The sequence below is a fragment of the Streptomyces cinnamoneus genome, assembly GCF_002939475.1.
In the GTDB taxonomy this organism is placed as follows: domain Bacteria; phylum Actinomycetota; class Actinomycetes; order Streptomycetales; family Streptomycetaceae; genus Streptomyces; species Streptomyces cinnamoneus_A.
Genome location: NZ_PKFQ01000001.1, coordinates 604,002 through 627,318 on the forward strand (window position 1 = coordinate 604,002; position 23,317 = coordinate 627,318).

The 23,317-nt window shown below is 74.8% G+C and carries 17 protein-coding genes; 11 read left to right on the forward strand and 6 right to left on the reverse strand.

Annotated features, from left to right (window positions below):
* Positions 1-206 precede the first annotated feature (206 nt).
* Positions 207-1,652 carry a MocR-like pyridoxine biosynthesis transcription factor PdxR gene (gene pdxR / locus CYQ11_RS02880; protein WP_099198931.1) on the reverse strand — a complete coding sequence of 482 codons (1,446 nt, stop codon included), beginning with the start codon at positions 1,650-1,652 and terminating at the stop codon, positions 207-209.
* 23 nt (positions 1,653-1,675) lie between these two features.
* Between pdxR and CYQ11_RS02885 the strand changes: the two genes are divergently transcribed.
* Positions 1,676-2,167, forward strand: coding sequence for a carboxymuconolactone decarboxylase family protein (locus CYQ11_RS02885; RefSeq protein ID WP_240003359.1), 492 nt, complete (start codon positions 1,676-1,678; stop codon positions 2,165-2,167).
* A 28-nt stretch (positions 2,168-2,195) separates the two neighbouring features.
* On the opposite strand, the gene CYQ11_RS02890 is transcribed toward CYQ11_RS02885, so the two are convergent.
* On the reverse strand, positions 2,196-3,155 hold the full coding sequence (locus CYQ11_RS02890; RefSeq protein WP_420894507.1) for a GlxA family transcriptional regulator: 960 nt from the start codon (positions 3,153-3,155) through the stop codon (positions 2,196-2,198).
* A 240-nt stretch (positions 3,156-3,395) separates the two neighbouring features.
* Here CYQ11_RS02890 and CYQ11_RS02895 point away from each other — a divergent pair, with 240 nt between their 5' ends.
* Positions 3,396-4,487 (forward strand): PP2C family protein-serine/threonine phosphatase, encoded by a 1,092-nt coding sequence (locus CYQ11_RS02895; protein WP_099198934.1) that lies wholly within the window; start codon positions 3,396-3,398, stop codon positions 4,485-4,487.
* Positions 4,488-4,581: 94 nt separating this feature from the next.
* Here the strand turns inward: CYQ11_RS02895 and CYQ11_RS02900 are convergent, their stop codons facing one another.
* Positions 4,582-5,541 carry a LysR family transcriptional regulator gene (locus tag CYQ11_RS02900; protein WP_099198935.1) on the reverse strand — a complete coding sequence of 320 codons (960 nt, stop codon included), beginning with the start codon at positions 5,539-5,541 and terminating at the stop codon, positions 4,582-4,584.
* Positions 5,542-5,641: 100 nt separating this feature from the next.
* Between CYQ11_RS02900 and CYQ11_RS02905 the strand changes: the two genes are divergently transcribed.
* From CYQ11_RS02905 to CYQ11_RS02915, 3 genes are all read left to right on the forward strand, one after another.
* Positions 5,642-6,604: an L-tyrosine/L-tryptophan isonitrile synthase family protein gene (locus tag CYQ11_RS02905; RefSeq protein ID WP_099198936.1), complete on the forward strand. Its 963-nt coding sequence runs from the start codon at positions 5,642-5,644 to the stop codon at positions 6,602-6,604.
* 62 nt (positions 6,605-6,666) lie between these two features.
* Positions 6,667-7,524, forward strand: coding sequence for a TauD/TfdA dioxygenase family protein (locus CYQ11_RS02910; protein WP_205041796.1), 858 nt, complete (start codon positions 6,667-6,669; stop codon positions 7,522-7,524).
* Positions 7,521-9,029, forward strand: coding sequence for a 4-hydroxyphenylacetate 3-hydroxylase family protein (locus CYQ11_RS02915; protein WP_099198937.1), 1,509 nt, complete (start codon positions 7,521-7,523; stop codon positions 9,027-9,029). Before CYQ11_RS02910 ends, CYQ11_RS02915 begins: the two co-directional genes overlap by 4 nt.
* A 33-nt stretch (positions 9,030-9,062) precedes the next feature.
* Here CYQ11_RS02915 and CYQ11_RS02920 read toward each other — a convergent pair whose 3' ends face one another.
* Complete coding sequence (locus CYQ11_RS02920) at positions 9,063-10,049, reverse strand: NAD-dependent epimerase/dehydratase family protein (protein ID WP_099199045.1); 987 nt, start codon at positions 10,047-10,049, stop codon at positions 9,063-9,065.
* A 132-nt stretch (positions 10,050-10,181) separates the two neighbouring features.
* Here CYQ11_RS02920 and CYQ11_RS02925 point away from each other — a divergent pair, with 132 nt between their 5' ends.
* Genes CYQ11_RS02925 through CYQ11_RS02935 form a run of 3 tightly spaced genes read left to right on the forward strand, consistent with a single transcriptional unit; the run spans position 10,182 to position 13,728 of the window.
* The gene (locus CYQ11_RS02925) at positions 10,182-11,705 is read left to right on the forward strand and encodes an FAD/NAD(P)-binding protein (RefSeq protein ID WP_181143552.1); all 1,524 of its coding nucleotides are present in this window, start codon (positions 10,182-10,184) and stop codon (positions 11,703-11,705) included.
* 60 nt (positions 11,706-11,765) lie between these two features.
* Positions 11,766-12,707: an oxidoreductase gene (locus tag CYQ11_RS02930; protein ID WP_240003361.1), complete on the forward strand. Its 942-nt coding sequence runs from the start codon at positions 11,766-11,768 to the stop codon at positions 12,705-12,707.
* Positions 12,708-12,765: 58 nt separating this feature from the next.
* Entirely contained in the window at positions 12,766-13,728 is a 963-nt protein-coding gene (locus tag CYQ11_RS02935) for a 2OG-Fe(II) oxygenase (RefSeq protein WP_099198939.1), read from the forward strand.
* A gap of 10 nt (positions 13,729-13,738) precedes the next feature.
* On the opposite strand, the gene CYQ11_RS02940 is transcribed toward CYQ11_RS02935, so the two are convergent.
* The gene (locus tag CYQ11_RS02940) at positions 13,739-14,410 is read right to left on the reverse strand and encodes a response regulator (protein WP_099198940.1); all 672 of its coding nucleotides are present in this window, start codon (positions 14,408-14,410) and stop codon (positions 13,739-13,741) included.
* Between the two features lie 7 nt (positions 14,411-14,417).
* Complete coding sequence (locus CYQ11_RS02945) at positions 14,418-16,487, reverse strand: sensor histidine kinase (RefSeq protein ID WP_146104637.1); 2,070 nt, start codon at positions 16,485-16,487, stop codon at positions 14,418-14,420.
* A 207-nt stretch (positions 16,488-16,694) separates the two neighbouring features.
* On the opposite strand from CYQ11_RS02945, the gene CYQ11_RS02950 reads away from it, so the two are divergent.
* From CYQ11_RS02950 to lanKC (CYQ11_RS02960), 3 genes are all read left to right on the forward strand, one after another.
* Positions 16,695-17,756, forward strand: a complete 1,062-nt coding sequence (locus tag CYQ11_RS02950; RefSeq protein WP_099198942.1) for a radical SAM protein — start codon at positions 16,695-16,697, stop codon at positions 17,754-17,756.
* A 75-nt stretch (positions 17,757-17,831) separates the two neighbouring features.
* Positions 17,832-20,438, forward strand: coding sequence for a class III lanthionine synthetase LanKC (lanKC, locus tag CYQ11_RS02955; RefSeq protein WP_099198943.1), 2,607 nt, complete (start codon positions 17,832-17,834; stop codon positions 20,436-20,438).
* Positions 20,439-20,515: 77 nt separating this feature from the next.
* Entirely contained in the window at positions 20,516-23,086 is a 2,571-nt protein-coding gene (gene lanKC, locus CYQ11_RS02960) for a class III lanthionine synthetase LanKC (RefSeq protein ID WP_099198944.1), read from the forward strand.
* The last annotated feature ends 231 nt before the right edge of the window (positions 23,087-23,317 follow it).

Consider the following 23,317-nt stretch of genomic DNA (forward strand, 5'->3'; position numbering starts at 1 on the left):
CCTCTCCTCGGGTCGTCGACTCAGCCATGGAGGTCATTGTGATGGACTGAGCAGTCCTATCGACTGTACCAAGCGGCGGCGGCCCGTCAACGGGCGGCGCCGATCGCGGGTTCCAGGTTGTCGGTCATGCGCTCCAGGACGGAGACGGCCGTCCGGTACTCGTCGAGGGAGATCCCGGTCCGGGCGCGTTCCGGTCCCGCAGCCGGCTAACGCGCCGGTGGCAGCGCCTGGCAGAGGGCGTCGAGCGCCCCGGAGAAGGCGTGCTCGGGCGGGGTTCCGTACCCCACGACCAGGCCGTCGCCCGGCACCCCGGTGGCCTCCCCGTGCCGGTAGGGACCGAGCGCCTCGACCGCGAGCCCCTGCCAGGCCGCGCCCTGCACCACGGTCCGCTCGGTGCCGGGCGGCAGTTCGAGCACCGCGTGCAGACCCGCCGCGATGCCGGTGACCCTCACGTGCGGCGCGCGCTCGGCGAGGACGGTGAGCAGCCGGTCGCGCCGGCGCCGGTAGTGGCGGCGCATCCGGCGCACGTGACGGTCGTACGAGCCGCAGGCGATGAAGTCGGCGAGCGCGAGCTGGTCCAGGGCGCTCGTCCAGGACTCGCGCTCGCCCTTGGCGGCGAGGACGGCGTCGACCAGGTGGGCCGGCAGGACCATCCAGCCCACGCGCAGCGCCGGCGAGAGGCTCTTGCTGACGGAACCCACATAGACGACGCGTTCCGGGTCGAGGCCCTGGACGGCGCCCACGGGCTGGCGGTCGTAACGGAACTCGCCGTCGTAGTCGTCCTCCAGGACCAGCCCTCCGGTGGCGCGGGCCCAGTCGACGACGGCGGCGCGGCGCTCGGCGTGCAGCGACCCGCCCGTGGGGAACTGGTGGGCGGGCGTCAGCAGCACCGCGCCGGCCCCGGTCGCCGCCAGCTCCTCCACCCGCGCCCCGTGTTCGTCGATCGGCAGGACGACGGTGCCGAGCCCGGCGTCGGCCAGGAGGGAGCGGTGGAAGCCCAGTCCGTAGGACTCCACGGCGATCGTTCCGCTGAGGACGCGGCCCAGCAGGCGCAGGGCGCCTGCGAACCCGGGGCAGATGACGACGCGGTCCGGTTCGGCCCGCACGCCGCGGGCGCGGGTCAGGTAGTCGGCGACGGCGCGGCGCAGTTCGGGGCGGCCGCGCGGGTCGCCGGGGCCGAAGGCCTCGTTGGGCGCCGCGGTCAGGGCCCGGCGGGTGGAGGCGAGCCAGGCGGCGCGGGGGAAGGAGGCGGCGTCCGGGGCGCCCTGCACCAGGTCGTAGCGGGGTCGCCGGGGCAGGGGCGGGGTGAGGGTGCCGGGCGGGCGGACGGGGCGCGGGGGTTCGGCGCGTGCGGCGACGCGGGTTCCGGAGCCCTGACGGGCCGTGAGCCACCCCTCGGCGACGAGTTCGGCGTAGGCCTCGGCGACGGTGTTGCGGGCGAGCCCCAGGTCGGCGGCGAGCGAACGGTAGGGCGGCAGCCGGGTGCCGGGGGCCAGCCGGCCGGTGCGGACGGCGTCGCGCAGGGCCCGGATCAGCGCGCCGCGACGGCCGCCGGGGCCGTCGGACAGCTCCAGGTGGAGGTCGCCGCCCAGCCCCTCGGCGGCGCCCCCGCCCCGTATGCCGCCGTGCGGCCCGTCCCCCTGATTGACCATCGGTTCCATCGGGGAATTGCACCATGGGGGTGGGCTTTTCGGCACCTAGGGTCTTCCTCGTGACCACGACTGAACGCGCCCCGCGCATGAACTTCACGAAGTCCGCCCCCAAGGTCTTCAAGGCCATGATCGCCCTGGACGCGGCCGCGACAGCCGCCCTCGACCCGGTCCTCGTCGGGCTCGTCCAGATCCGCGCCTCGCAGATCAACCACTGTGCGTACTGCCTGGACATGCACACCCGGGACGCCCGCGAGGCCGGTGAGCGGGAGGAGCGGATACACCTGCTCGGCGCCTGGCGGGAGGCCGGGCTCTACACGGAGAAGGAGCAGGCGGCGCTCGCGCTGACCGAGGCCGTGACCGTCCTGACCGACGGTTTCGTTCCCGACGAGGTGTACGAGCGGGCCGCCCGGCACTTCGGGGAGGAGGAGCTGGCCCACCTGATCGCGCTGATCTTCACGATCAACGCCTGGAACCGGATCGCCGTCACCACGAGGAAGGTCCCCGGCACGGAGTGACGGGGCGCCGCCCCGCCGCGGCGGGCGGTCAGTCCCTGCGGAACCGGTCGCGGTAGGCGGCCGGCGAGACCCCGGTCTCCCGTACGAACGCGCGCCTCATGGTCTCGACGGTGTTGAAGCCGCACCGCGCGGCGATCGCGTCGACCCCGTCGGCGGAGCCCTCCAGCAGCGAGCGGGCCACGGCCACCCGCGCCCGTTCGACGTAGGCCCCCGGGCTCACGCCCACCTCCTGGGTGAACAGCCGGCTGAAGTGCCGCCTGCTCATGCCCAGGCGCGCCGCCAGCGCGGGGACCGACAGGTCGCCCGAGGGGTCGCCGTCGATGGCGTCGACGAGGTCGCGCAGGGCGCCGCCGCGCAGCGTCTCGTTCCTGGCCCGGCTGCCGAACTGGGACTGGCCGCCGGGCCGCTTCATGAAGACGACCAGGAACTTGGCCACGGCCCGGGCGACCTCCGGGCCGCAGTCGTCCTCCAGCAGGGACAGCGTCAGGTCGATGCCGGCGGTCACCCCCGCGGAGGTCACCACGGTGCCGTCGCGGACGAAGATGGCGTCCGGCTCCACGGAGACGGCGGGGTAGCCGGCGGCCAGTTCGGTGCAGTACGCCCAGTGGGTGGTGGCCCGGCGTCCGTCGAGCAGTCCCGCCTCGGCCAGGACGAAGGCCCCGGTGCACACCGACCCGGTGCGCCGGGCACCCGCCGACAGCCGGCGCACGTGCCGGACCAGGTCGGGGTCGCCGGCCGCGGCGGCGTAGCCGTGACCGCCGGCCACCACGAGGGTGTCCGGGGGCTTGCGGACCCGGGCCAGATCGGCCGAGACGCCCAGGGCCGCCCCGGCGGAGGTCGCCACGTCCCAGCCGCCGACCGAGGCCAGCCGCACCCGGTATCCGGCGTCCGCCTCGCGCCCGGCCCGGTCGAAGACGTCCAAAGGCCCCGCGACGTCCAGCAATTGCACTCCGTCGTACACGACGATCAGGACGTCGCGCGTCTCCACCTTGCCGCTCACAGTGGCCATGATGGTTCGGGGGCGGCGACGGCACCGCCGAAGGCGACGGCGATCACCTTTATGGAGTAATGTCCTTTTTTAGGGGCATACGACAGGTTATGCCATGCCAGATCGCGGCGCGCAGGACCCTTGAGTCAAGCCTGCCGCCTCCGCGCCGGTGACGCGGCCGACGCCGCGCGGCCGGCCCGCTTGCGGCCCGGACCCCCGCCCCTAGGGTGGGGAGCAATCATGAAGCGCGACCCCGGCCCCGGCGCCCCGCCCGGCACGCCCCCGCTCCCCCGCGCGGCCCGCTCGCTCGTCGTGGCCGCCTACGCGCTGCTGGGCGTCGCGGTCGTGACGGACCTGGCGACGAACCCCACCCTGACCTTCTCCCCCGTCCTCGCCACGACCCCCGTCCTGGCCAGCATCGGCACGCGGCGCGCCCGCGTCCCGCTGCTGGCCGGCCTGCTGGCCCTCGCGATCGTCGCCCCGCTGGCCCTCGCCGACCCGGACGTGGCCCTCCCCGTCCACCTGACGGCCGGAGCCACCGTCCTGGCCATCACCTGCGTCAGCACCGCCAACGTCATCCTCGTCGCGACCCGCGAGCGCGAGCTGCTGCAGTCGCGCTCGGTCGCCGAAGCGGCCCAGCGCACGCTGCTGCGCCCCCTGTCCGAACGGATCAACGGCTTCCGGGTCGCCGTCCGCTACCAGGCGGCCGCCGCCGAGGCACGGGTGGGCGGCGACCTGTACGAGGTGCTGGCGACACCGTTCGGGGTCCGCCTGCTCATGGGCGACGTACGGGGCAAGGGCCTGTCCGCGATCGAGACCGCCTCCGACGTGCTGGGCACCTTCCGGGAGGCCGCCCAGGTGGAGTCCGACCTGACGGCGGTGGCCCGCCGCCTCGACGCCACGGTGGCGCGGCGCCGGGTGCGCGAGGAGTTCGTGACGGCGGTCGTGGTCGCGATGCCGGGGGCCGGCGACGCCGGCGAGCTGGTCAACTGCGGCCACCTACCGCCCCTGCTGAGGCGGCGCGGGGAGGTCACCGAACTGGAATCGCCGGTACCCGACCCTCCGCTGGCCCTGCGGTGCCTGGTCGGCGGCCCGTACCACCGCCGGCGCTTCTCCTTCGCGCCGGGCGATCAGCTCGTCCTCTACACGGACGGCGTGACGGAGGCGCGGGACGCGTCCGGACGCTTCTACCCGCTGGCCGAGCGGCTGGCCGGGATGCCGGACCTGGCCCCCGACCCCCTGGCCGCCCGGATCGTGGCCGACCTGCGGGCGTACACGGGTGGCGGGCTGGCGGACGACGCGGCCCTGCTGGTGGTCCGCCGGGAGCGCTGAGAGCCGCCCGGGGGCAGGGCGGGCCCGGCCGGGTCCCGCTCACGGCGGCCGGAGGGGCCCGCCGAACGCCGCGCCGGGGCCGCCGTTCACCCCGTCACGCCGCGGGTACCGGGTGGTCGGCCAGCCAGTCGAGGTAGTGCGGGCTGCGCCGCACCGCGGCCGCGTAGACGCGTTCGGCACGCGCGGCGACGGCCGGCGCGTGGGCGGCGAGCGCGCCCTCGCCGTGCCACAGCAGCAGGTGCCGCACGCGCAACGGCATGCCCTCCAGCGGGCGCGGGACGACCCCGGGGGTGCCGCGGAACGTGGCCTGGCCCAGCCCCACCGCCTGCCCGTCCGCGATGAGTTCGCGGGCCGCCGCCGCCTCCGCCTCGTGCCGCACCGTCGCCGTGAAGCCGGCCTCGGCGCACGCCGCGCTGAAGGACTCGAACAGTCCGTTCCCCAGGCTGGCCGGGAGCGTCCACTCGACGTCGGCCAGCTCCGCCAGACCCACGGCCGCCCGCCCGGCCAGCGGATGGGTGGCGGGCAGGAGGACGAAGACCGGCTCGACCGCGACCGTCGCCGACCGCAGCCCGGAGGGCAGCCCCGGCGCGAAGGAGCGCACGTACTCCACCACCGCCGCCAGGTCCTGCTGGCCGCTGGCCACGAGGCCGGCGGCGGTGGACATGTTCGCCTCGGTGCGCAGCGTGGGCAGCGCGCCGGGGAAGAGCTCCTGGAGCTCCCGCACCAGGCCGACGGCGAGCGGGCCGGGGGTGGCCACGTAGCGCAGCGGGCGGCGGGCCTGCGTGGAGCCGGTGTGCAGCGCGGACTCGCGCTGGATCGACTCGATCGACGGCAGCACCGAGCGCGCCCGGGCGAGCACGAACTCGCCCAGCGCCGTGGGCGAGGCGCCCTTGCGGGACCGGACGAACAGGGCCCCGCCCAGCAGTCGTTCGATCCGCCGCAGCTGGGCGGTCAAGGTGGGCTGCGAGGCGCCCAGCGCGGCGGCCGCCTTGGTGATGCTGCCGGCGTCGGCGATCGCACAGACCACTTTCAGGTGGCGAACTTCCAGGTCCATAGGTCGATCCTATGATCGAATGGGATTACTTGAAACTTCCAATAAGTGTGAGGGTCGGCGGCGAGCACATCGTCGAACAGCACGACCGGGGAGGGCACCGATGGCGGACTCCGACGTCCCGCGCATCGCACGTCGAGTCATGGAGCTGATCCTGCGTCACCAGCGCAAGGGGCAGCGGACGGGCGACTGCGCGCACACGCCCTGCCCCGCCTGCCGGGACGCCCACCTCCACCGGGTCGAGCGGTACGTCGCCGCGGGCGAGCCCGTCCGCATGGTGCTGCCGGCGTTCCCCGGCAAGTCCCCCAACACCGCCAAGGTGCTGGGCGTGCTGCCCGACATGGCGGAGCGCCTCGCGCTCGACTTCCTCAGCGGCCTGACCGGCCGCATCCGGGAGGTGTACGCGCCGGGCGCCGAGATCCTCATCTGCTCCGACGGGCGCGTCTTCAGCGACGCCGTCGGCATCCCCGACGAGCACATCACGGCGTACCAGCGCGAGATGCAGACGCTGATCGACGCGCTGCCGCGCCCCTCGGGCCTGGGCCTGTTCAACCTGGAGGACCTGCCCGAACTGGCCGGTCTCGGCCACGACCGCATGCGGGAGGTGCTGACCGAGCGGTACGCCGAGCCCCTCGAACAGCTGCGCAAGCGGGTCCGGGCGGGCGAGGAGACCGCGCTGTACCGGGCGATCACCCGGTTCCTGTTCGAGGACGGGAACACCCCCGGCTACACCGGCAGCCGGGCCGCCCTCCAGCGGGACGCCCGCGCCCGCGCCTACATCGTCATCCAGCGCAGCAAGGCGTGGGGCGACCTGCTGGCCGACCAGTTCCCCGGCGCCGTACGGCTGTCGATCCACCCGCAGCCCTGCGGGGCGGACAAGCTCGGCATCCACCTGGTGGAGACGGCCGACAACTGGCTGACGCCCTGGCACAGCGTGGCGCTGGACACCGGGGCCGGCGGCTTCGTCCTCGTCAAGCGCGAGGAGGCCGAGGCGCGCGGCGCCGAACTGGTCCGCGAGGGCGGCCGCCCGAGCCACTACGCGCTGCGCGCCGCGCTCGCCGCCTGACCCGCCGCCCCGCGCACCCGGACGAGATCCGCGACCCACCTCACCGAAGGACCCCGCCTCCCATGAGCACGACCCAGGACGACGCCCGCACAGCCGGCCATCCCTGCACCCCGATGGAGCCGTTCGGCGTCCGCGTCGACGCCGCCACGCCGGGCGCCCCCGTCACCGAACTGCCCGTCGAGGGCCTGCGCGAACTGGTCCGCAGCCACCACCTCCTGCTGCTGCGCGGCTTCGCCAGCCCCGGCGGCGCCGAGGAGCTGGCCGAGTACAGCGCCCGCTGGGGAGAGCTCGGCATGTGGCCGTACGGGGCCGTGCTGGAGCTGGTCGAGCACGACGAGCCCGACGACCACATCTTCGACCACCGCTACGTCCCCCTGCACTGGGACAGCATGTACCGGGAGCAGATAGCCCAGTTCCAGGTGTTCCACTGCGTCAGCGCGCCCGGTGAGGGCGACGGCGGGCGGACCACCTTCTCGCAGACCGCCGCCGTGCTCCGGGAGGCCGACCCGGCACAGCGGGCGCTGTGGGAGCGGGTCACCGGCCGGTACCGGCGCGAGGTCGCGCAGGTGTACGCCGGCGAGTGCGTCTCCCCTGTGGTGACCACCCACCCCGACGGCTTCCCGGTCATCCGCTACAACGAGCCGGTGCCGCCGGACGAGGAGTTCCTCAACCACCCCGACCTGGAGTTCACGGGCGTGCCCGAGGAACTGCTGCCCGAGTTCCACAGCACCCTCCGGGCGGCGCTGTACGACCCGCGCCACCTGTACGCCCACGAGTGGCGGACCGGGGACATGGTGGTCGCCGACAACTACACGCTGCTGCACGGGCGGGAGGCGTTCACCAGCCGCTCCCCGCGCCACCTGCGGCGCGTCCACGTGCTCGGCACCCCGCCGCTGAAGAACACGGCGCTGGTCCGATGAGCGGGCGCACCGGCTCCCCGTCGCTCATGACGGGCGAGGAGTACCTGGAGAGCCTGCGCGACGGCCGCGCGGTGTACGTCGACGGCGAGCGCGTCAAGGACGTCACCGAGCACCCGGCGTTCGCCAACTCCGCGCTGTCGGTCGCACGGCTCTACGACGCCCTGCACGCGCCGGAGACCCGTGACGTGCTCACCGGCACCGACGACTTCGGCCTGCGCACCCACCACTTCTTCAAGCCCGCCCGCTCGTCCGGCGACCTGCTGGCGGCGCGCGAGGCCGTCGCCGCCTGGTCCCGGATGGGATACGGCTTCCTGGGACGCACCCCCGACTACAAGGCCGCCTTCATGTCGGGGCTGGCGGCGAACGCCGGCTTCTACGGCGAGTTCGCGCCCAACGCCGTGCGCTGGTACAAGGAGTTCGCCGGCCGGGGGCTCTACCTCAACCATGTGATCATCAACCCGCCGACCGACCGCAAACAGGCCGTCCACGACATGCGCGATGTCTTCGTGCACGTCGAGAAGGAGACCGACGCGGGCATCGTGGTCTCCGGCGCGAAGATGCTCGCCACCGGCTCGGCCATCACCAACGCGAGCTTCGTCGCACCCGTGGCCTCCGCGGCGCTCACTCCCGGCCGGGGAGAGGACTTCGCCGTGGTGTTCTTCGCCCGGATGGACAACCCGGGCGTGAAGCTGATCTGCCGCACCCCCTACGCACGGCCGGACCGCGCCCCCTTCGACGCGCCGCTGTCCGGGCGCTTCGACGAGAACGACGCCGTGCTGGTGCTGGACCGGGCCCTGATCCCCTGGGAGGACGTCCTCGTCCACCGGGACGTCGAGCGGTCCACCGGCTTCTACGCCCGCTCCGGCTTCGCCAACCTCTACAACTTCCAGTCGGGCGTCCGCCTGAGCGTGAAGCTGGAGCTGATGGCCGGGCTGCTGTCGCTGGGCACCCGCGCCAACGGCACCGACGCCTTCCGGGGCGTGCAGGCGGCGGTCGGCGAGCTGGTCACCCTGCGCGACATGGTGTGGGGGCTCACCACCGCCATGGCCACCGACCCCGAGCCGGGCACCGACGGCATCGTGCTGCCGAAGCTGGAGTACGCCTCGGCCATGCGGATGTACAACGCCCAGGTCTGGAACCGGGTGCACGAGATCTTCGAGACCACCCTCGGGGGCGCGCCCCTGGTGGTGCCCTCCAGCGCCCGGGACCTCGACCACCCCGAGCTGCGTCCGCTGATCGACCGCTTCTACCGGGGGTCGGACGTCACCGCGCTGGACCGGATCAAGCTGTTCAAACTGATCTGGGACGCGATCGGCACGGAGTTCGGCGGCCGGCACGAGCTGTACGAGCGCAACTACTCGGGCAACGGCGAGCAGGTGCGGCTGGACGCGCTGAAGTGGGCCACGCGGCGCGGGGCGGTCTCGTCGTACGAGGCGTTCGCGCACGAGTGCATGGCCGACTACGACACGACGGGATGGGTGCGCGGCCCCTGGCGGACGGGCTGACCTCAGGCCGGCCCGTCCGGGGCCCCGAGGGGCTCATTCACCCCGCAGCAGCTTCGCCTCCGTCTCCGCGTCCAGGCCGACCGGGGGCCGGTCCGGGCGCTGCGGGGCCACCCCGCCCAGGTCGCACAGCCAGTTCCAGGTGTCGGTCACCGTGTCCTCGACGGGCCGGCAGCGCAGGCCCGCGGAGACCGCCTTCGCGACGTCGCCGCGGTGGAACGCGTCGTGCATCTCCCCCGGTGGCATCCACACCGGCAGCTGGGTCCACGGCTCGACCCCGGCCGCGATGATGCGCCCGGGGTCCGTCCAGCGCAGCTCCGCGTCCGAGCCGGTGGCGCGGCGGCACGCCTCCAGCAGGCCGCCCATGGTCGCGTGACCGGAGGGACTGACGAGGTTGTACGGGCCGCCGAGCCCGCGTTCGGCGGCGCTCAGCGTCCAGGCGGCGAGGTCGCGGGCGTCGATGTACTGAAGGGCCAGGTCACGCGGGCCGGGCGCGAGGACCGGGCCGCCGCGGGCGATGCGCAGCAGCCACCACGGCAGCCGCCCGATGTTCTCGTACGGCCCGAGGATCAGTCCGGCGCGCAACAGCAGCGCCCGGTCGCCGAAGGCGTCGAGCGCGGCCAGTTCGCCGCCCCGCTTGTCCCGGGCGTAGTCACGCGCCTCCGCGTCGGGTGAGCCGTCGACCACCGGGCTCGCCTCGGAGAGCCGCTCTGGGGGCGGATAGGCGTACACCGAGGCGGTGGAGACGTAGGCGTAGTGCCCGGCCCGTCCGGCCAGCAGCCGGGCCGTGTCCCGTACGGCCGTGGGGGCGGCCGACCAGGTGTCGACGACGACGTCCCACTCGCCCCGCGCGAGGGCGGCGAGGCCGCCCTCGGCCGTGCGGTCCCCCAGCAGCTCGGCCGCGCCCGGCGGCGCCCCGTGCCGGCCGCGATGGAAGACCGTCACGTCCCAGTCCCTGGCCAGGGCCTCTTCCGTGACGGCCCGTCCGACGAATTCCGTTCCACCGAGAATCAGCAGTCTCATGCCTCGACCTTGCACGCCGACGGCCGTTTCGGGGAGCGCCGCACGCTCTCAGCGGAATCGCCGAGCGCTGAACCGGGCGGCGCGTCGGGGCGCGGGCCGCTGGGCAGAGTGGGGTACGGAAGGGAGGCGCCCATGGAGTTCGCCGAGCCCATGCGCAGGCCGGGGCGGGAGGTGGCCGTCGTCGGGGCGGGCGTCGCCGGCACCAGCGTGTTCCTGCACCTGATCCAGGCGCTCGGGCGCCTCAGGGACCGTCCGGTCCGGGCGGTCACGCTGGTCGACCCGCACCCGGTCGGCTGGGGACTGGCGTTCGGGGACAGCGACACTCTGCTGCTGTGCAACAGCGCCGCCGAGGTCAACTCCCTCCTGGCCGACCGGCCCGCGGACTTCGTCGGCTATCTGCGCGGACGCGGCTGGGCGGGCGATCCGCGCGACTGCGTCCCCCGGGCCCGCATGGCCGAGTACTGCCACGACCGCTACGCCGAGGCCCGCGCGGCCGCCACGGCGCTGGGCGTCGAGGTGCGGCACGCTCGGGCCACGGCCGAGTCCGTCGGCACCGCCGGCGACGGCCGCCGGCTGCTGCGGCTGAGCACCGGCCGGGAGCTGCCGGCCGACGACGTCGTGCTCTGCACCGGGGTCCACCGGCCGCGCGTGCCGGCCGGCTTCGCGGAGTTCACGCGCCACCCCCGGTACCTCGACGGTCCCTATCCGGCCGCGCGGCTCCGCCGGGAGGTGCGGCCGGACAGCCGGGTGCTGGTCCTCGGCACGCGGCAGTCCGCCGTCGACGCGGCGCTGCTGCTGTGCCGCGACGGCCACCGGGCCACGATGACCTCGCCCTCCGGCCGGCTGCCCGCGGTGCGGGTGTCGCTGGGGGCGCCCGCGGGCGACCTGCCGCCCGTCCGCGCCGTCGCCGCGCTCGACCCGGCCGACCCCCTGCTGGCGGAGCGGCTGACGCGCCGCGTCGTGGAGGCGGTCCGGCTCCTGGACGACCGGCCGCTGCGCCGGCAGACCTCCCGGGCGACCGACCCCGTGCGGCGGCTGCGGGAGGAGACGGCGCTGGTGGAGGCGGGCGCCTGCGCGTGGAGCGGCGTCGTCATGGCGGTCATGGAGGCCGCCATCGCGCTCGGCCCCGGCCTCACGGCCGAGCGTCGCGCCGGCCTGCTGGCACGCTTCGACTGGTTCACCGCCCGCTACGTGACGGCGATGACGGTCGTCAACGCCCGCCGGCTGCTCGCCCACTTCGCCACCGGGGCGCTCGCCCTGGCCGGCTCCTACCCGCACACGGTCGCCTTCGCGGACGGCGCGTGGCGGGTGTCCTGGCCGGGCTCGGGGGCCCCGGACCGCTTCGACCACGTCGTCAACGCCACCGGCTTCGAGCTGCCCGTCCTCCACCACTCCCCCGACGGCCGTACGCTCCACCTGACCGGGCCGCCCGAGGGGGCCACGGCGGTGGACCGGCTGGAGGCCGACCTGCGGGTACGGCAGTGGCCGGGGGCCCCGCCCGAGCCCGTCTGGGTGGCCGGCGTCGGCACGCACCCGCGCGTCCCCTTCTCCAACCACCTGCGCAACGTCGTCCGGCAGGCCCGGCAGGTCGCGCACGACGTGGCGGACGCGGGCCGGGGGGTGCGCGAGCCGCCCACGGGCGCGCCTCACCCGTGACGGCCCGTCGGGCGTCGCACAATACGGACGCCCGCCGCCGACCGGCCGCCGAGGAGCCATGTGCACGCCAGCTGGACACCCGAGGACATGCCGGGCCAGGACGGCCGGTCCGCCGTCGTCACCGGCGCCAACGGCGGCATCGGCTACGCCACCGTACGGGCGCTGGCCGCGGCCGGGGCCGAGGTCCTGCTGACCGGCCGGGACGCGGAGCGGGTCCGGGCCGCCGCCGTACGGCTGACCGGCGAGGTGCCCGGCGCCCGGGTGCGCCCCGAGGTGCTGGACCTGGCCGACCTGGAGTCCGTCGCCGGCTTCGCCCGGCGCCTGGCGGACGCGGGGCACCCCGTCGACCTGCTGGTCAACAACGCGGGGGTCATGGGCGTCCCGGAGCGCCGCACCACCGAGGACGGCTTCGAGCTGACCTTCGGCGTCAACCACCTGGGCCACTACGCCCTCACGGGCCGCCTGCTGCCCCTGCTCCTGCGGGCCCCGGCCCCCCGGGTGGTCACCGTCAGCGCCGCCCTCTCCCGCAGCCCGATCGCCGAGCTGTCCGACCCCCAGAGCACCCACAAGTACCGGCCCATGGCCGCCTACGCCAAGTCCAAGCTCGCCAACGTGCTGTTCGCCCGGGAGCTCCAGCGCCGTGCCGACGTCGTGGGCGCCGCCCTGACCAGCGTGGCCGTCCACCCGGGCAGCAGTCTGACCGGGCTGCAGCGGTACGCCTCCCGGCCCGTGCGGACCCTGGCCAGGCTGACGCTGGAACGCTTCGTCGGCCAGCCCGTGGAGCGGGCAGCCTGGACGCCCCTGTACGCCGCCACCGCCCCCGGCGTCGTACCGGGCGGGTTCTACGGGCCCACCGGCCGCTTCGAGGAGCGCGGCGCCCCCGGGCCGGTGGAGCCGCCCCTGCTCACCGCCGACTCCGCTCTGGCCCGCGGCCTGTGGGAGCTGTCCGAGGACCTGACCGGTGTGCGCTACCCCTGGCCCGTGCCCCGGCCGGCCCGGTGAGCGGCCATGGCGCGAACGCTCTCTTGCCGGACCGGGTGCCCGGCGTTGCAATGAGCGCATGACGACGGCCCGCACCACACGCGGCAGATCCCCCGTCCTCAACCTCCCGAGGACGGCCACCGGATTCGACCAGGTCCTCCACGCCCTGCGCGGCAGGAAGCCGCGGCGCGCCACCGGGCTGCCCGGCGAGCCGCGCTGGCGCCGCGAGTTCGTGCGGCGCGACGCGGCCGGGCCGCGGACCTCCCTGGAGGAGTTCGGCTACGGCTCCCACGAGCTCAACCACGCCCACGGCACCGTCGACGACACCGCGCTCGTGGGCCCGCTGCGGATCCTGACGCCGGAGGGGCTGGACTGCCTCGCCGAGGTCTGCGACCGGCTCGAACCGTCCGCCGGCAGCAGCCGGTTCATCGCGACCAGGCGGCTGCGCAGCGCCGATCTGATGTCGGCGTTCATCAACAACATGATCCGCGACCGGGACTTCCTCCTGGCCTGCTCCCGGCTGGCCGGCGTCCCGCTCATCCCGCACCCGCTGCGCATCCCCACCGCCCAGATCAACTACTTCGAGGGCCGGGGCCGCCCCGAGATCGTGCGCTGGCACCGCGACGGCATGGACTACGTGCTGACGATCCAGCTCAACGGCTACGAGGACTACGACGGCGGCCGCTTCCTGTACTTCCAGGGCCGTACGGACGAGTTCCCGGGCGTCCGGGAGGACGACCCCCGGATCCGCGAGGCTCCGTGCGGGGAGCGGGGCACGGCGCTGTTCCTGCACGGCAGCCGGATCTTCCACGCGGTGACGCCGGTCACCAGGGGCCGCCGGGTGACCCTGGTGATCTCGTTCTTCTGCCCGTACTTCGCCCGGCAGGACTCGAACACGTTCTGGCACCTGGCGGCGGACGATGGAATTCCGGCCACGATCCCCAGCTGGCTGCGGCTGAAGTGGCCGGTGCGGGACCCTGCGATGGACTTCAGTCTGCGGGCCGGAAGCCCGGTGATCACGTGGGAGGACGTGCGGGAGTAGGGCGGGCCCCTCACCCCGCCCCGCGCGGCGCGTGCCGCAGGTACGCGAGCACCGCGCTCACGCGCCGGTGCAGCTGCGGTTCCTCGGCGAGGCCCAGCTTCGCGAACGTCGAGTTGACGTGCTTCTCGATCGTGGACTCCGACAGGACGAGCTCCGCCGCGATCGCCCGGTTCGTCTTCCCCTCCGCCATGTGCCGCAGCACGTCCAGCTCCCGGCGCGTCAGCCCGGCCAGGGGCGCGTCCGCGGCGCGGGTGTGGCTGCCCATCAGCACCTCGACGATGCGCGGGTCGACGACGGAGCGCCCGGCGGCGACCTCGCGCAGGGCCCGCAGCAGCTCGTCGAGCTCGCCGATGCGTTCCTTGAGCAGGTAGGCCAGGCCGTCGGTGCCGCGCTGGAAGAGGTCGAAGGCGTAGTTCTCGTCGGCGTGCTGGGAGAGCATCACGACGCCGATGCCCGGGTGGCCCACCCGGATGGCGTGGGCCGCGGCGATCCCCTCGGTGTGGTGACTGGGCGGCATGCGGATGTCCGCGATGACGGCTTCGGGACGCAGTTCCCCGACGGCTTCGAGGAGCTCGGTGGCGTCGCCCACGGCCGCGACGACGGTGACGTGTCCGGTGTCCTCCAGCAGCCGGCGGGTGCCCTCGCGCACCAGATAGTGGTCCTCGGCGATGACGACGCGCATCGGTCGTTCAGTCACTGATCTCCTCCCGCACACGCTCGGCCAGTCTGGAACGGATGACGGTGCCGGCACCCGCCCGGCTGGTGATCAGCAGGTCCCCGCCGACCGCCTCGATCCTGTCGCGCATCCCGGTCAGTCCCGACCCGCGGGTGGTGTCGGTGGGGAAGCCGACGCCGTCGTCGCCGACCTCCACCAGCAGCCAGCCGTGGGCGCGCGATATGCGGATCGTCACGTGCGTGGCGTCGGCGTGCTTGAGGACGTTGGTCAGCGCCTCGGAGATCAGGTAGAAGGCCGACTCCTCGATGTCGAGGGCGAAGCGCACCCGGTCCAGGGACTCCTCGATGTGCACGGTCACGGGGATCGGCATCCGGCGGGCCCGCGAGGTGACGGCGGCCACCAGGCCCTGGTCGGTGAGGACCGGGGGGTGGATGCCGTGGGCGACCTCGCGCAGCTCGTCGATGACGCGGTAGGCGTCGTCCTGGACCTCGGAGAGGACGGAGTCGACGTCACCGCCGCGGCTGAGCCGGTTGCGGGCGAGCCTGAGCTTGGCGACCAGGGCGACGAGGTCCTGCTGGATGCCGTCGTGGAGGCGCCGTTCGATGCGGCGCCGCTCGCTGTCCTGGGCGTGCACGATGCGGGCGCGCGAGGCGTCGAGCTCCCCGGCCTGACGCTGCACCTCGTCGACCCGTGTGGACAGCTCGGCGGCGAGGCGGGCGTTGTGCACGGCGAGCGCGGCCTGCCGGGCGAGGGTCTCCACCACGTCGTGGTCCTCCGGGGTGAAGCGGCCGCCGGCCTTGGGGCCGTACTCGATGAGGCCGAGGATGTCGTTGCCGTACCAGAGCGGGATGCCGCCCGCGGTGCCGTGCGGCCGTCCGCCGGGGGGCGTCCCGCCGGCCGTGCCGAGGTGGACGGGCAGGTCGCCGGCGCCGCCCAGCCTCACCCGCACCCAGCTCAGGCCCAGGCCCTCCTGGAGGCCCGCGGCCAGCTGGGGGGCGAGCCGGTCGAGGTCGTAGGCGTGCTCCAGGGCGCTGCCGAACTGGACGATCAGCTCGAAGCTGCTGAGGCGTCTGCCGAAGACGTGGCGCTCGGCGAGCAGGTTGAGCCGGGCCCGCAGCGGCTGGAACAGGACCGTGGCGGTGACCGTGACGAGCACGGACAGCCCGATGGGGAAGTACTGACCGGCCGTCAGCCCCAGGGTCATCGCCATGCCCAGGTACCAGCCGCTGATGATCAGCCACAGCGTGCCGTAGACCACCGAGCGGCGGATGACGATGTCGACGCCCAGGAGACGGTAGCGGAAGGCGGCGTAGACGACGGACAGCGAGATCAGGACGTACGGCAGCGCTCCGAGGACCGAACCGATGAGGTAGAGGACGCCGTGCTCGCCGTGCCAGGTGCGGAACAGCCGGGAGGAGGCCCGGCCCAGGAAGAGCACGGCCGCCGCGACCGCGACCGGCAGCAGGGCGGCGACGTCCCGCCGGCCGGCCGCCCGGGCCCGCAGGCAGCGGACGACCAGCAGCGTGGCACCCAGCCCCGGCAGCCACGCCTCCGGGTAGTAGAAGACCGCGTACTCCACGATCCGGGTGGGCACGCCCGCCATCGGAAGCGCGAGCGGCAGGGCCAGCAGGGCCCACAGGGAGCGCAGGGCGAGGCGTTCGCCGGGGAATCGGTACCGGCCGTCGGGCAGCAGGGCCAGCAGGTGGGCGACGAGGACGCTGACCGTCAGGTTGTCCCACTCGGCCGGGAGGACGACGAGGGACGCCTCCAGCGACGGCAGGCCGTCCTCGGGGACGTCCAGGTCCCAGCCGTAGCGCGCGGTCAGCAGCGCCGAGGTGTAGCGGATGCCGATGCTCACCGCCAGGGCGACGCCGATCAGCAGCAGCCGGCGGGCGACGGGGCTGGCCGGTGCGTGCCACCAGGCGAACAGGCCGGCGCAGTAACAGGGCAGGACCGAGCCGAGGATCCACGGCAGGGTCACGGTGTTGTTCCGCAGCAGAAACGCTCCGGTGGTCGCCGCCCAGAGCAGGCACAGCCCGCCGAAGAACGCAGCGATCAGTATCGGCCGGCCACTAGCCCTCACGCGCGACATTATCGGGGGCTTCCCCGGCAGCAGTCCAGATGATGCCGGACGGGCCGGTATAGCGGAAAACCCCCAAACCGATCGGAGGATTCCGGGGTGTTCGCGGCGGCCCGGGCCCGGCAGACTCGGGATTGTCCGCCATTTGCCCCGCCCCACTCCGCCGCGTGACGGTCGACTGTGCGATCCAAGGAAAGCCGAAAGGGAACCATGAGTGCGTCTTCCGGTCCCGAGGTGGTCGTCTGGGACACCACCTACGCCTGTCCGTTGCGCTGCTCGCACTGCTATTCGGAATCGGGCCGGCGGGCGCCGCGGCAATTGAGCCACGAGGACATGCTGCGGGTCGCCGACGCGCTGATCACGCTGAATCCGCGGGTGGTCGCGCTTTCGGGCGGCGAACCCCTGGTCGTCAAGGGGATTTTCGAGGTGGCCGGGCGGCTCTCGCGGGCCGGGGTGAAGACGGCCGTCTACACCAGCGGCTGGGTCATGGAACCGTGGATGGCCACCGGACTCGCCACGGTGTTCGACGAGGTCATCGTCAGCCTCGACGGGGCGACGGCGCAGGTCCACGACCGGATCCGGGGCCGGCGGGGCGCCTTCGACCGGGCGCTGAGCGCCCTCACGCTGCTCGACGGCGTCGCCCGGGAGCGCCGTCACCAGAAGCGCTCGCCGCTGTGGTTCGGCATCGACTGCGTGGTCATCCGCAGCAATTTCCCCCAGTTGGAGGAATTCTGCACGGCGATCGCCCCCCGGTTTCCGGAATTGCGCACCCTCACGTTCAACGCCGCCGTGCCCGAAGGACTGGCCAGCCGCCCGGAATTCGGCCGCTTCGAGCTCCTCGACGACGAGCAGGTGGCCGACCTCACGAGTGAGCACCGACGCGCCCGGCTCCAGGAGCTGGCCCCGGCGGGCGTACGGGTCTTCACCACCGACAACCAGAATCTCGTCATGCGACCGGACCGGTTCGCCAGTGGCGTCGACACACTGGTGATGCAGATCGAACCGGATGGTGACGTCCGGGCGCTGCCCGTCTACGAAGGAACGGTGGGGAACATCCTTCAGGAGTCGCCCCTGGACCTCTGGTACCGGGGCGTTTCCCGGCTACGGGACCCGTTCGTCGTCGAGACGCTTTCAGCGGTGCGGACGATGCAGGACTGGGCGGAAGCCGTGCGCCGCATGGATTATCACTTCGGCTCCCAGGAAGTCCGCTCGCGCATCGAGCGCCGTTCGGTCCGCACGAATCCACCGGAATTCACCGCACTGGCCCTGTGACCGCCCCCGCCGCGCCGCCGCCTCCCGGTTGCCGCCCCGCTCACCGCCGAGTCCTCGCCCCGAAAGGGACGCGCCGTGCTGACGCTCAAGGACTACGACCGCTTCTGCCTGGCCGATCCCGACTTCTACGAGCTCCCCGAGCGCTACCCGGACGACCACGACAGGTTCCCCGCCGCGCTCCGGCGGCCCCCTCGGGGCTGGGAGCGCGACGAGTCCGGCTGGCGGGTCGCCCTGCGGCCGGCCGGCGCCGCGCCTCCCGCGCAGGGCTGGCGGGTCCACGTCTCCGTCACGCTGCCGCACCTGGCCCGGGCCGTCGAAACCGTCTGGGACCACTGCACCGGGCACGGCCTCGCCTTCGACTTCGTCCGCAGCCCCGGCACGGCCCGTGAAACCGCCGGCGAACACGGCGACCGGCTGGCCGCCGGCCGGCTCATCACGGTCCGGCCCGCCGACGAGGCGGCACTGGTCCAGGCCCTGCGCGGACTGGGCGCGCTGCTCGCGGGGCTGCCCGGGCCGTACGTCCTGGGCGCCCTGCGCCACGGCGACGGCCCGCTGTACACGGAGTACGCCGCCACCGGCGGGCGCCCCCTGAGGCGGCCGGACGGCACGGCCGAACCCCACGGGCGACGAGCGGTGTTCACCGTGCCGGACTGGCTGCCCCTCCCCCACGCCCTGCGCCCCGACCTCCGGGCGCTCCACGCGAAGCCGGCCGGGCACTTCCCCTACCGCGTCGAGCGGGCCCTGCGGCTGCGCCCCGGGGGCGGCACCTACCTCGCGGCCGGTCCGCGCGGCGCAGGACGCGTGGTGCTCCGGGAGGCCCGGCCGCACGCCGGCGTCGACCGCTGGGGCGAGGACGCCGTGGCCCGGCTGGCGCGGGAGCGCGGGGCGCTGGAACGGCTGGCGGGCCTGGACTGCGTCCCCCGGCTCACCGATCACCGCAGGTACGGCGAACACCACTACCTCGCCCGGGAGTACGTCGAGGGCACCTCCTTGCAGGCCGCCGCGGCCCTCGCCTTCCCTCTGACGTCCCCCGGGCGGGCCGCGCGCGAGTCGGGCGCGTACGCGCACTGGGCGCTGGGCGTCCTGCGCCGGGTCGAGCAGGCCCTGATCGCCCTCTGGCGCGAGGGGCTGCGCCTGGGGGAACTCCACCCCGAGCGCGTCCTGCTGCGGCCCGACGGCCGGGTCGTCCTGACCGGGCTCGACTCGGCGACGCACCGGGCCGACGACCGTCCGTCACCGGTCGGCGAGGCCGGCTTCACCGTGCCGGCGGGCCGCACGGGCGCGGACGCCACGCGGTGGCTCCTCGACCGGCTGCGCCTGTGGCTCTTCCTGCCCGTCCCCCACCGCGGCCCGGCGCAGCTGCGCACCCTCACCGCGGAGGTGCAGCGGCACTACCCGCTGCCCCCCGGCTTCGGCGCCGCCCTGCTGCGGGGGCTGCGGCCGCCCGGCCGGGTGGCCGAGGAGGACGGAGGCGGCGCCCTGTTCGCGGCGGAGCGGCCCCACTGGCCCGCCCTCCGCGACGCGCTGGTGCGCGGCATCCACGCCTGCGCCACGCCGGACCGTCCGGACCGGCTCTTCCCCGGCACGCCCTTTGGCCGGCGGGCCCTCGGCGGCCCCGCGTTCGCCCACGGCGCGGCCGGGGTCCTCCACGCCCTGCACCGGGTGGGCGCACCGGTCCCCGCGCCCTACGTGACCTGGCTGGTGACGGCGGCCACCGCGGACCCCGGGCCGCGGCCGGGCCTCTACGACGGCCTGCACGGGGTCGCGCTCGTCCTCGACGAACTCGGCCGGCGCCAGGAGGCCCTGGCCCTCCTGGACCGCTGCCGGGCGCAGGAGGACCGGCTGGTCCGCGCCGACCTGTACGGGGGTGCGGCTGGCGTGGCCCTGACCCTGCTGCGCTTCGCGTCCCTGACCCGGGACACGGGCCTGTACGACCGCGCGCTGCGGCTGACCGGCGCCCTGGTCCGCCTCCTGGAGGACGGCCCGCCGGCGGCCGGGCCCGGCGACCCGGCGCCGTACGGCCTGCTGCACGGCGCCACCGGCGTCGCCCTGCTCTTCCTGCGGTGGTACGAACGGACCGGTGAGGCCCGCTGGCTGGAGCGGGCCGACCGTGCGCTGGCCCACGACCTCGCCCGGCTCGTCACGCTCCCGGACCAGACCGTCGCCCTGTTCGACGGCACCACCCACCAGCCCTATCTCCAGGGCGGCGGCGCGGGGTGCGCGCTCGTCCTGCGGGAACTCCTCGTCCACCGCCCCGACCCGGCCCGCACGAAGCTGCTGGCCGCACTGCGGCGCTCCTGCGATCCGGTGTACGTGCGCAACGCGGGCCTGCTGCGGGGCCGCGCCGGAGCCGTCGCCGTCCTCGCGGCGCTCGGCGAGGGGCCGGACGGGCCGGCTGTGCTGCGGCAGGTCCGCCGCCTGGGCTGGTACGCCCAGACCTACCGGGGGCATCTCGTCTTCCCCGGCTTCCGCATGTTGCGGCTCTCCTCGGACCTGGCGACCGGGGCGGCGGGCGTGCTGCTCGCGCTCGGTGCCGCGTTCGAGCGGACCGGACCGGTCCTTCCCTTCCTCGACAAGGCGCGGCCGGTCGCCGTCCCGCCCCGGAGGGGAGGTGAGCGACGTGTCGGAGATCCTGGAACTGCAGGAGTTGGAGGAGGAGCCCCCCGCCCAGTGGCCGTGTAGCAACAGCTACCACAGCACCCTCGGGCAGGTCTGAGCCGCGCCGTCGACCGCACGGGCGGCAACGCGAAGGAGAGACAGTGCTCGCTCAAGGCCACCTCGTCGCCGACCCCCTCTTCGTGGACGCGCCGGACCGGATCGAGGACACGGCGAGCCGGTTCGCCCGGAGCGGCCAGCCGGCACCGCCGGGCTGGCGGCGGGCGGAGCGCGGCGGCTGGGTGGCGCTGCGGCGGCGGGGCGTGCGGCTGCCCGCCCAGGGCTGGAAGGTCCACGCGTCGGCCACGGCCGAGGAGGCCGCCCGGGTGGTCGACACCGTGTGGGAGTACTGCGTCGAGCGGGGCGTCAGCTTCAAGTTCCTGCGCAGCCGCGCCCTGCTGGCCCTGGTCAACAGCAAGCGGGCGCCCCGGTCGGCCGGCGGCAAGCTCGTGACGATCTACCCGCGCGGCGAGGAGGCGCTGGAGCGCACGCTCAAGGAGCTGTCGTCGCTGCTGCGCGGAGTCAAGGGGCCCTACATCCTCAGCGATCTGCGCTGGGACGAGGGCCCGTTGTACCTGCGGTACGGCGGGTTCTCGCCGCGGTACTGCTTCGCGCGCGACGGCGAGTACGTGCCCGCCGTCGTGCGCCCTGACGGCGAGCCGGTGCCCGACGTGCGCGGACCGGTCTTCAGGGTGCCGCCGTGGGCGCGGGTGCCGGGCTTCGTCGACCAGCGGATCCGGGCCGCCCGGGCGGACGGCTCCGGCGGGCTGCCCTTCACCGTGGAGAAGGCGCTGCACTTCTCCAACGGCGGGGGCGTCTACCGGGCGACGGACCGCCGCACCGGCCGGCGGGTGGTGCTCCGCGAGGCCCGCCCGTACGCCGGTGTGGACGACAACGGCATGGACGCGGTGGCGCGGCTGACCCGTGAACACGCCGTGCTCGAACGGCTCCGGGGGCTGCGCTGCGTGCCGGAGGTGATCGCCCGCACCCGGCACTGGGAGCACCACTTCCTGGTCGAGGAGTTCGTGGAGGGGGAACGGCTGCACGAGGCGATCGCCCGGCGCCATCCGCTGTTCCGGCCCGGCGCCGGGGAGGGGGAGGCGGCCGAGTACGCCCGGTGGGCGTGCGCCGTCCTGGAGCGGATCGAGGCGGCCGTCGCGTCGCTGCACGGCCGGGGGGTGGTCTTCGGGGACCTCCACCCCGGCAACGTGCTGGTGCGGCCGGACGGCGGCGTCTGTCTCGTCGACTTCGAGACGGCCTTCGAGGAGGGGGAGGGCTTCACGCCCGTGCTGGGCACGGCGGGCTTCGTGGCTCCGTGGGCGCGTTCGGGCCGGGCCGTCGACGCGTACGCCCTGGACTGCCTGCGGCTGGCGGTGTTCTGCCCCCTGACGGAGCTGACGCGCTTCGATCCGCACAAGCACGAGCAGCTGATCCGGCTGGTGGAGAACCGCTTCCCGGTGCCGCCGGGCTACGGCGACCGGCTGCGGAAGGGCCTGGCGCCGCCGGTCGCCGCTCCCCCGCCGCCGGCGGCGGGCTGGCCGGACGGCGGCCCGGACGGGCCGGGCGCGGGGCCCTGCCGCTGGGACGCGGTGCTGGACTCGCTGGGCGAGGCGATCCGGCGCAGCGCCACGCCGGAGCGCGCCGACCGCCTGTTCCCGGGCGACGTGCGGCAGTTCGACGGCCAGGGGACGGCCCTGGCGTTCGGCGCGGCCGGGGTGCTGTACGCCCTCCGGCGCACCGGGCAGGACGGCGGTCCGTGTTTCGAGGGGTACGTCGACTGGCTCGCCCGCGCGGTGGAGCGCACCCGCTGGCCACGGCCGGGGCTCTACGACGGGCTGGCGGGGGTGGCGTACGTGCTCGACGAGCTGGGGCGCCCCGAGGTGGCGCGCGAGACCCTCGGCCGGCTGGCCTCCTTCGACCTCAAGGGCTGCGGGCCGGGGCTTTTCGGGGGGCTCGCCGGCATCGCCCTGGTCCTGCTGCGCTTCGGTGACGTGGAGGCCGCGGCCCGGCTCGGCGGCGCCCTGGCCACGGCGCTCGACGACGACGGCCCGGCGCCGGCCGGCGGCGTGGGCCTGCTGCGGGGCTGGTCGGGACCGGCGCTGTTGTTCGTGCGCCTCTTCGCCGCGACCGGCGAGAGCGCGCTGCTGCGCCACGCGGAACGCGCGCTGGCGCGCGACGTCGCCCGGTGCGGGGTGAGCGGGGAACGGTACGTGGGGGTGCGGGACGGACAGCGGTGGCTCCCCACGCTCGGCGGGGGCGGCGCGGGCGTCGGCGTCGTCCTGCACGAATACCTCCGGCACCGGGAGGACCCGCGTCTCGCGCGGCTGCGGGACCGCGTCCGCGACAGCCTCGGCACGGAGCTGCTCCTGTCGTCCGGCCTGCTGGACGGGCACGCCGGGCTGCTGTACGCCCTGACGCACCTGGGCGGCCGCGGGGCACCGGTGCGGACCCAGTTGCGCGGGCTCGGGCTGCACGCGGTGCGCTTCCAGGGCGAGCTGGCGTTCCCCACGGAGGGGCTGCTGAGGCTGTCGATGGACCTGGGGACGGGTACGGCGGGGGTGCTGCTGGCGGTGCACGCGGCGGTGCGGCGGGACTCGGCGGCGTCACTTCCGTTCCTGCGCCCGGACGGTGGGCGGGGGGACGGGGCGGCCGTCAGTGGCCGCCCGTCACCTTGAAGCCGCGCGGCACCATGAACACGGTCAGCAGGGTCACGGCGACGACGATGCCCGCCGAGACGCGACGACGGAGGCGATGCCGAAGCCGCCGCGCGCGGCGTCACGGCGGCGCGGCCCGGCCCGTCGGTATGGCTGATTCCGGGAGCACACGGCCGGTTGACCCCCGCACCGGGCGGTGCCACCGTTACCGGCGGAACCTCGTATCCCGACAGGCACACCGACAGCGTCGCC

What these genes read in the sequence shown, in the direction of transcription:
- CYQ11_RS02905 (WP_099198936.1), top strand. Translation starts at nt 5,642, where the DNA reads ATGGCGGACTCCGACGTCCCGCGCATCGCACGTCGAGTCATGGAGCTG.
- CYQ11_RS02935 (WP_099198939.1), top strand. Translation starts at nt 12,766, where the DNA reads ATGACGACGGCCCGCACCACACGCGGCAGATCCCCCGTCCTCAACCTC.
- CYQ11_RS02900 (WP_099198935.1), bottom strand. Translation starts at nt 5,541, where the DNA reads ATGGACCTGGAAGTTCGCCACCTGAAAGTGGTCTGTGCGATCGCCGAC.
- CYQ11_RS02885 (WP_240003359.1), top strand. Translation starts at nt 1,676, where the DNA reads ATGGGGGTGGGCTTTTCGGCACCTAGGGTCTTCCTCGTGACCACGACT.
- CYQ11_RS02915 (WP_099198937.1), top strand. Translation starts at nt 7,521, where the DNA reads ATGAGCGGGCGCACCGGCTCCCCGTCGCTCATGACGGGCGAGGAGTAC.
- CYQ11_RS02940 (WP_099198940.1), bottom strand. Translation starts at nt 14,410, where the DNA reads ATGCGCGTCGTCATCGCCGAGGACCACTATCTGGTGCGCGAGGGCACC.
- CYQ11_RS02925 (WP_181143552.1), top strand. Translation starts at nt 10,182, where the DNA reads ATGGAGTTCGCCGAGCCCATGCGCAGGCCGGGGCGGGAGGTGGCCGTC.
- pdxR (WP_099198931.1), bottom strand. Translation starts at nt 1,652, where the DNA reads ATGGTCAATCAGGGGGACGGGCCGCACGGCGGCATACGGGGCGGGGGC.
- CYQ11_RS02910 (WP_205041796.1), top strand. Translation starts at nt 6,667, where the DNA reads ATGAGCACGACCCAGGACGACGCCCGCACAGCCGGCCATCCCTGCACC.
- CYQ11_RS02920 (WP_099199045.1), bottom strand. Translation starts at nt 10,049, where the DNA reads ATGAGACTGCTGATTCTCGGTGGAACGGAATTCGTCGGACGGGCCGTC.
- CYQ11_RS02895 (WP_099198934.1), top strand. Translation starts at nt 3,396, where the DNA reads ATGAAGCGCGACCCCGGCCCCGGCGCCCCGCCCGGCACGCCCCCGCTC.
- CYQ11_RS02950 (WP_099198942.1), top strand. Translation starts at nt 16,695, where the DNA reads ATGAGTGCGTCTTCCGGTCCCGAGGTGGTCGTCTGGGACACCACCTAC.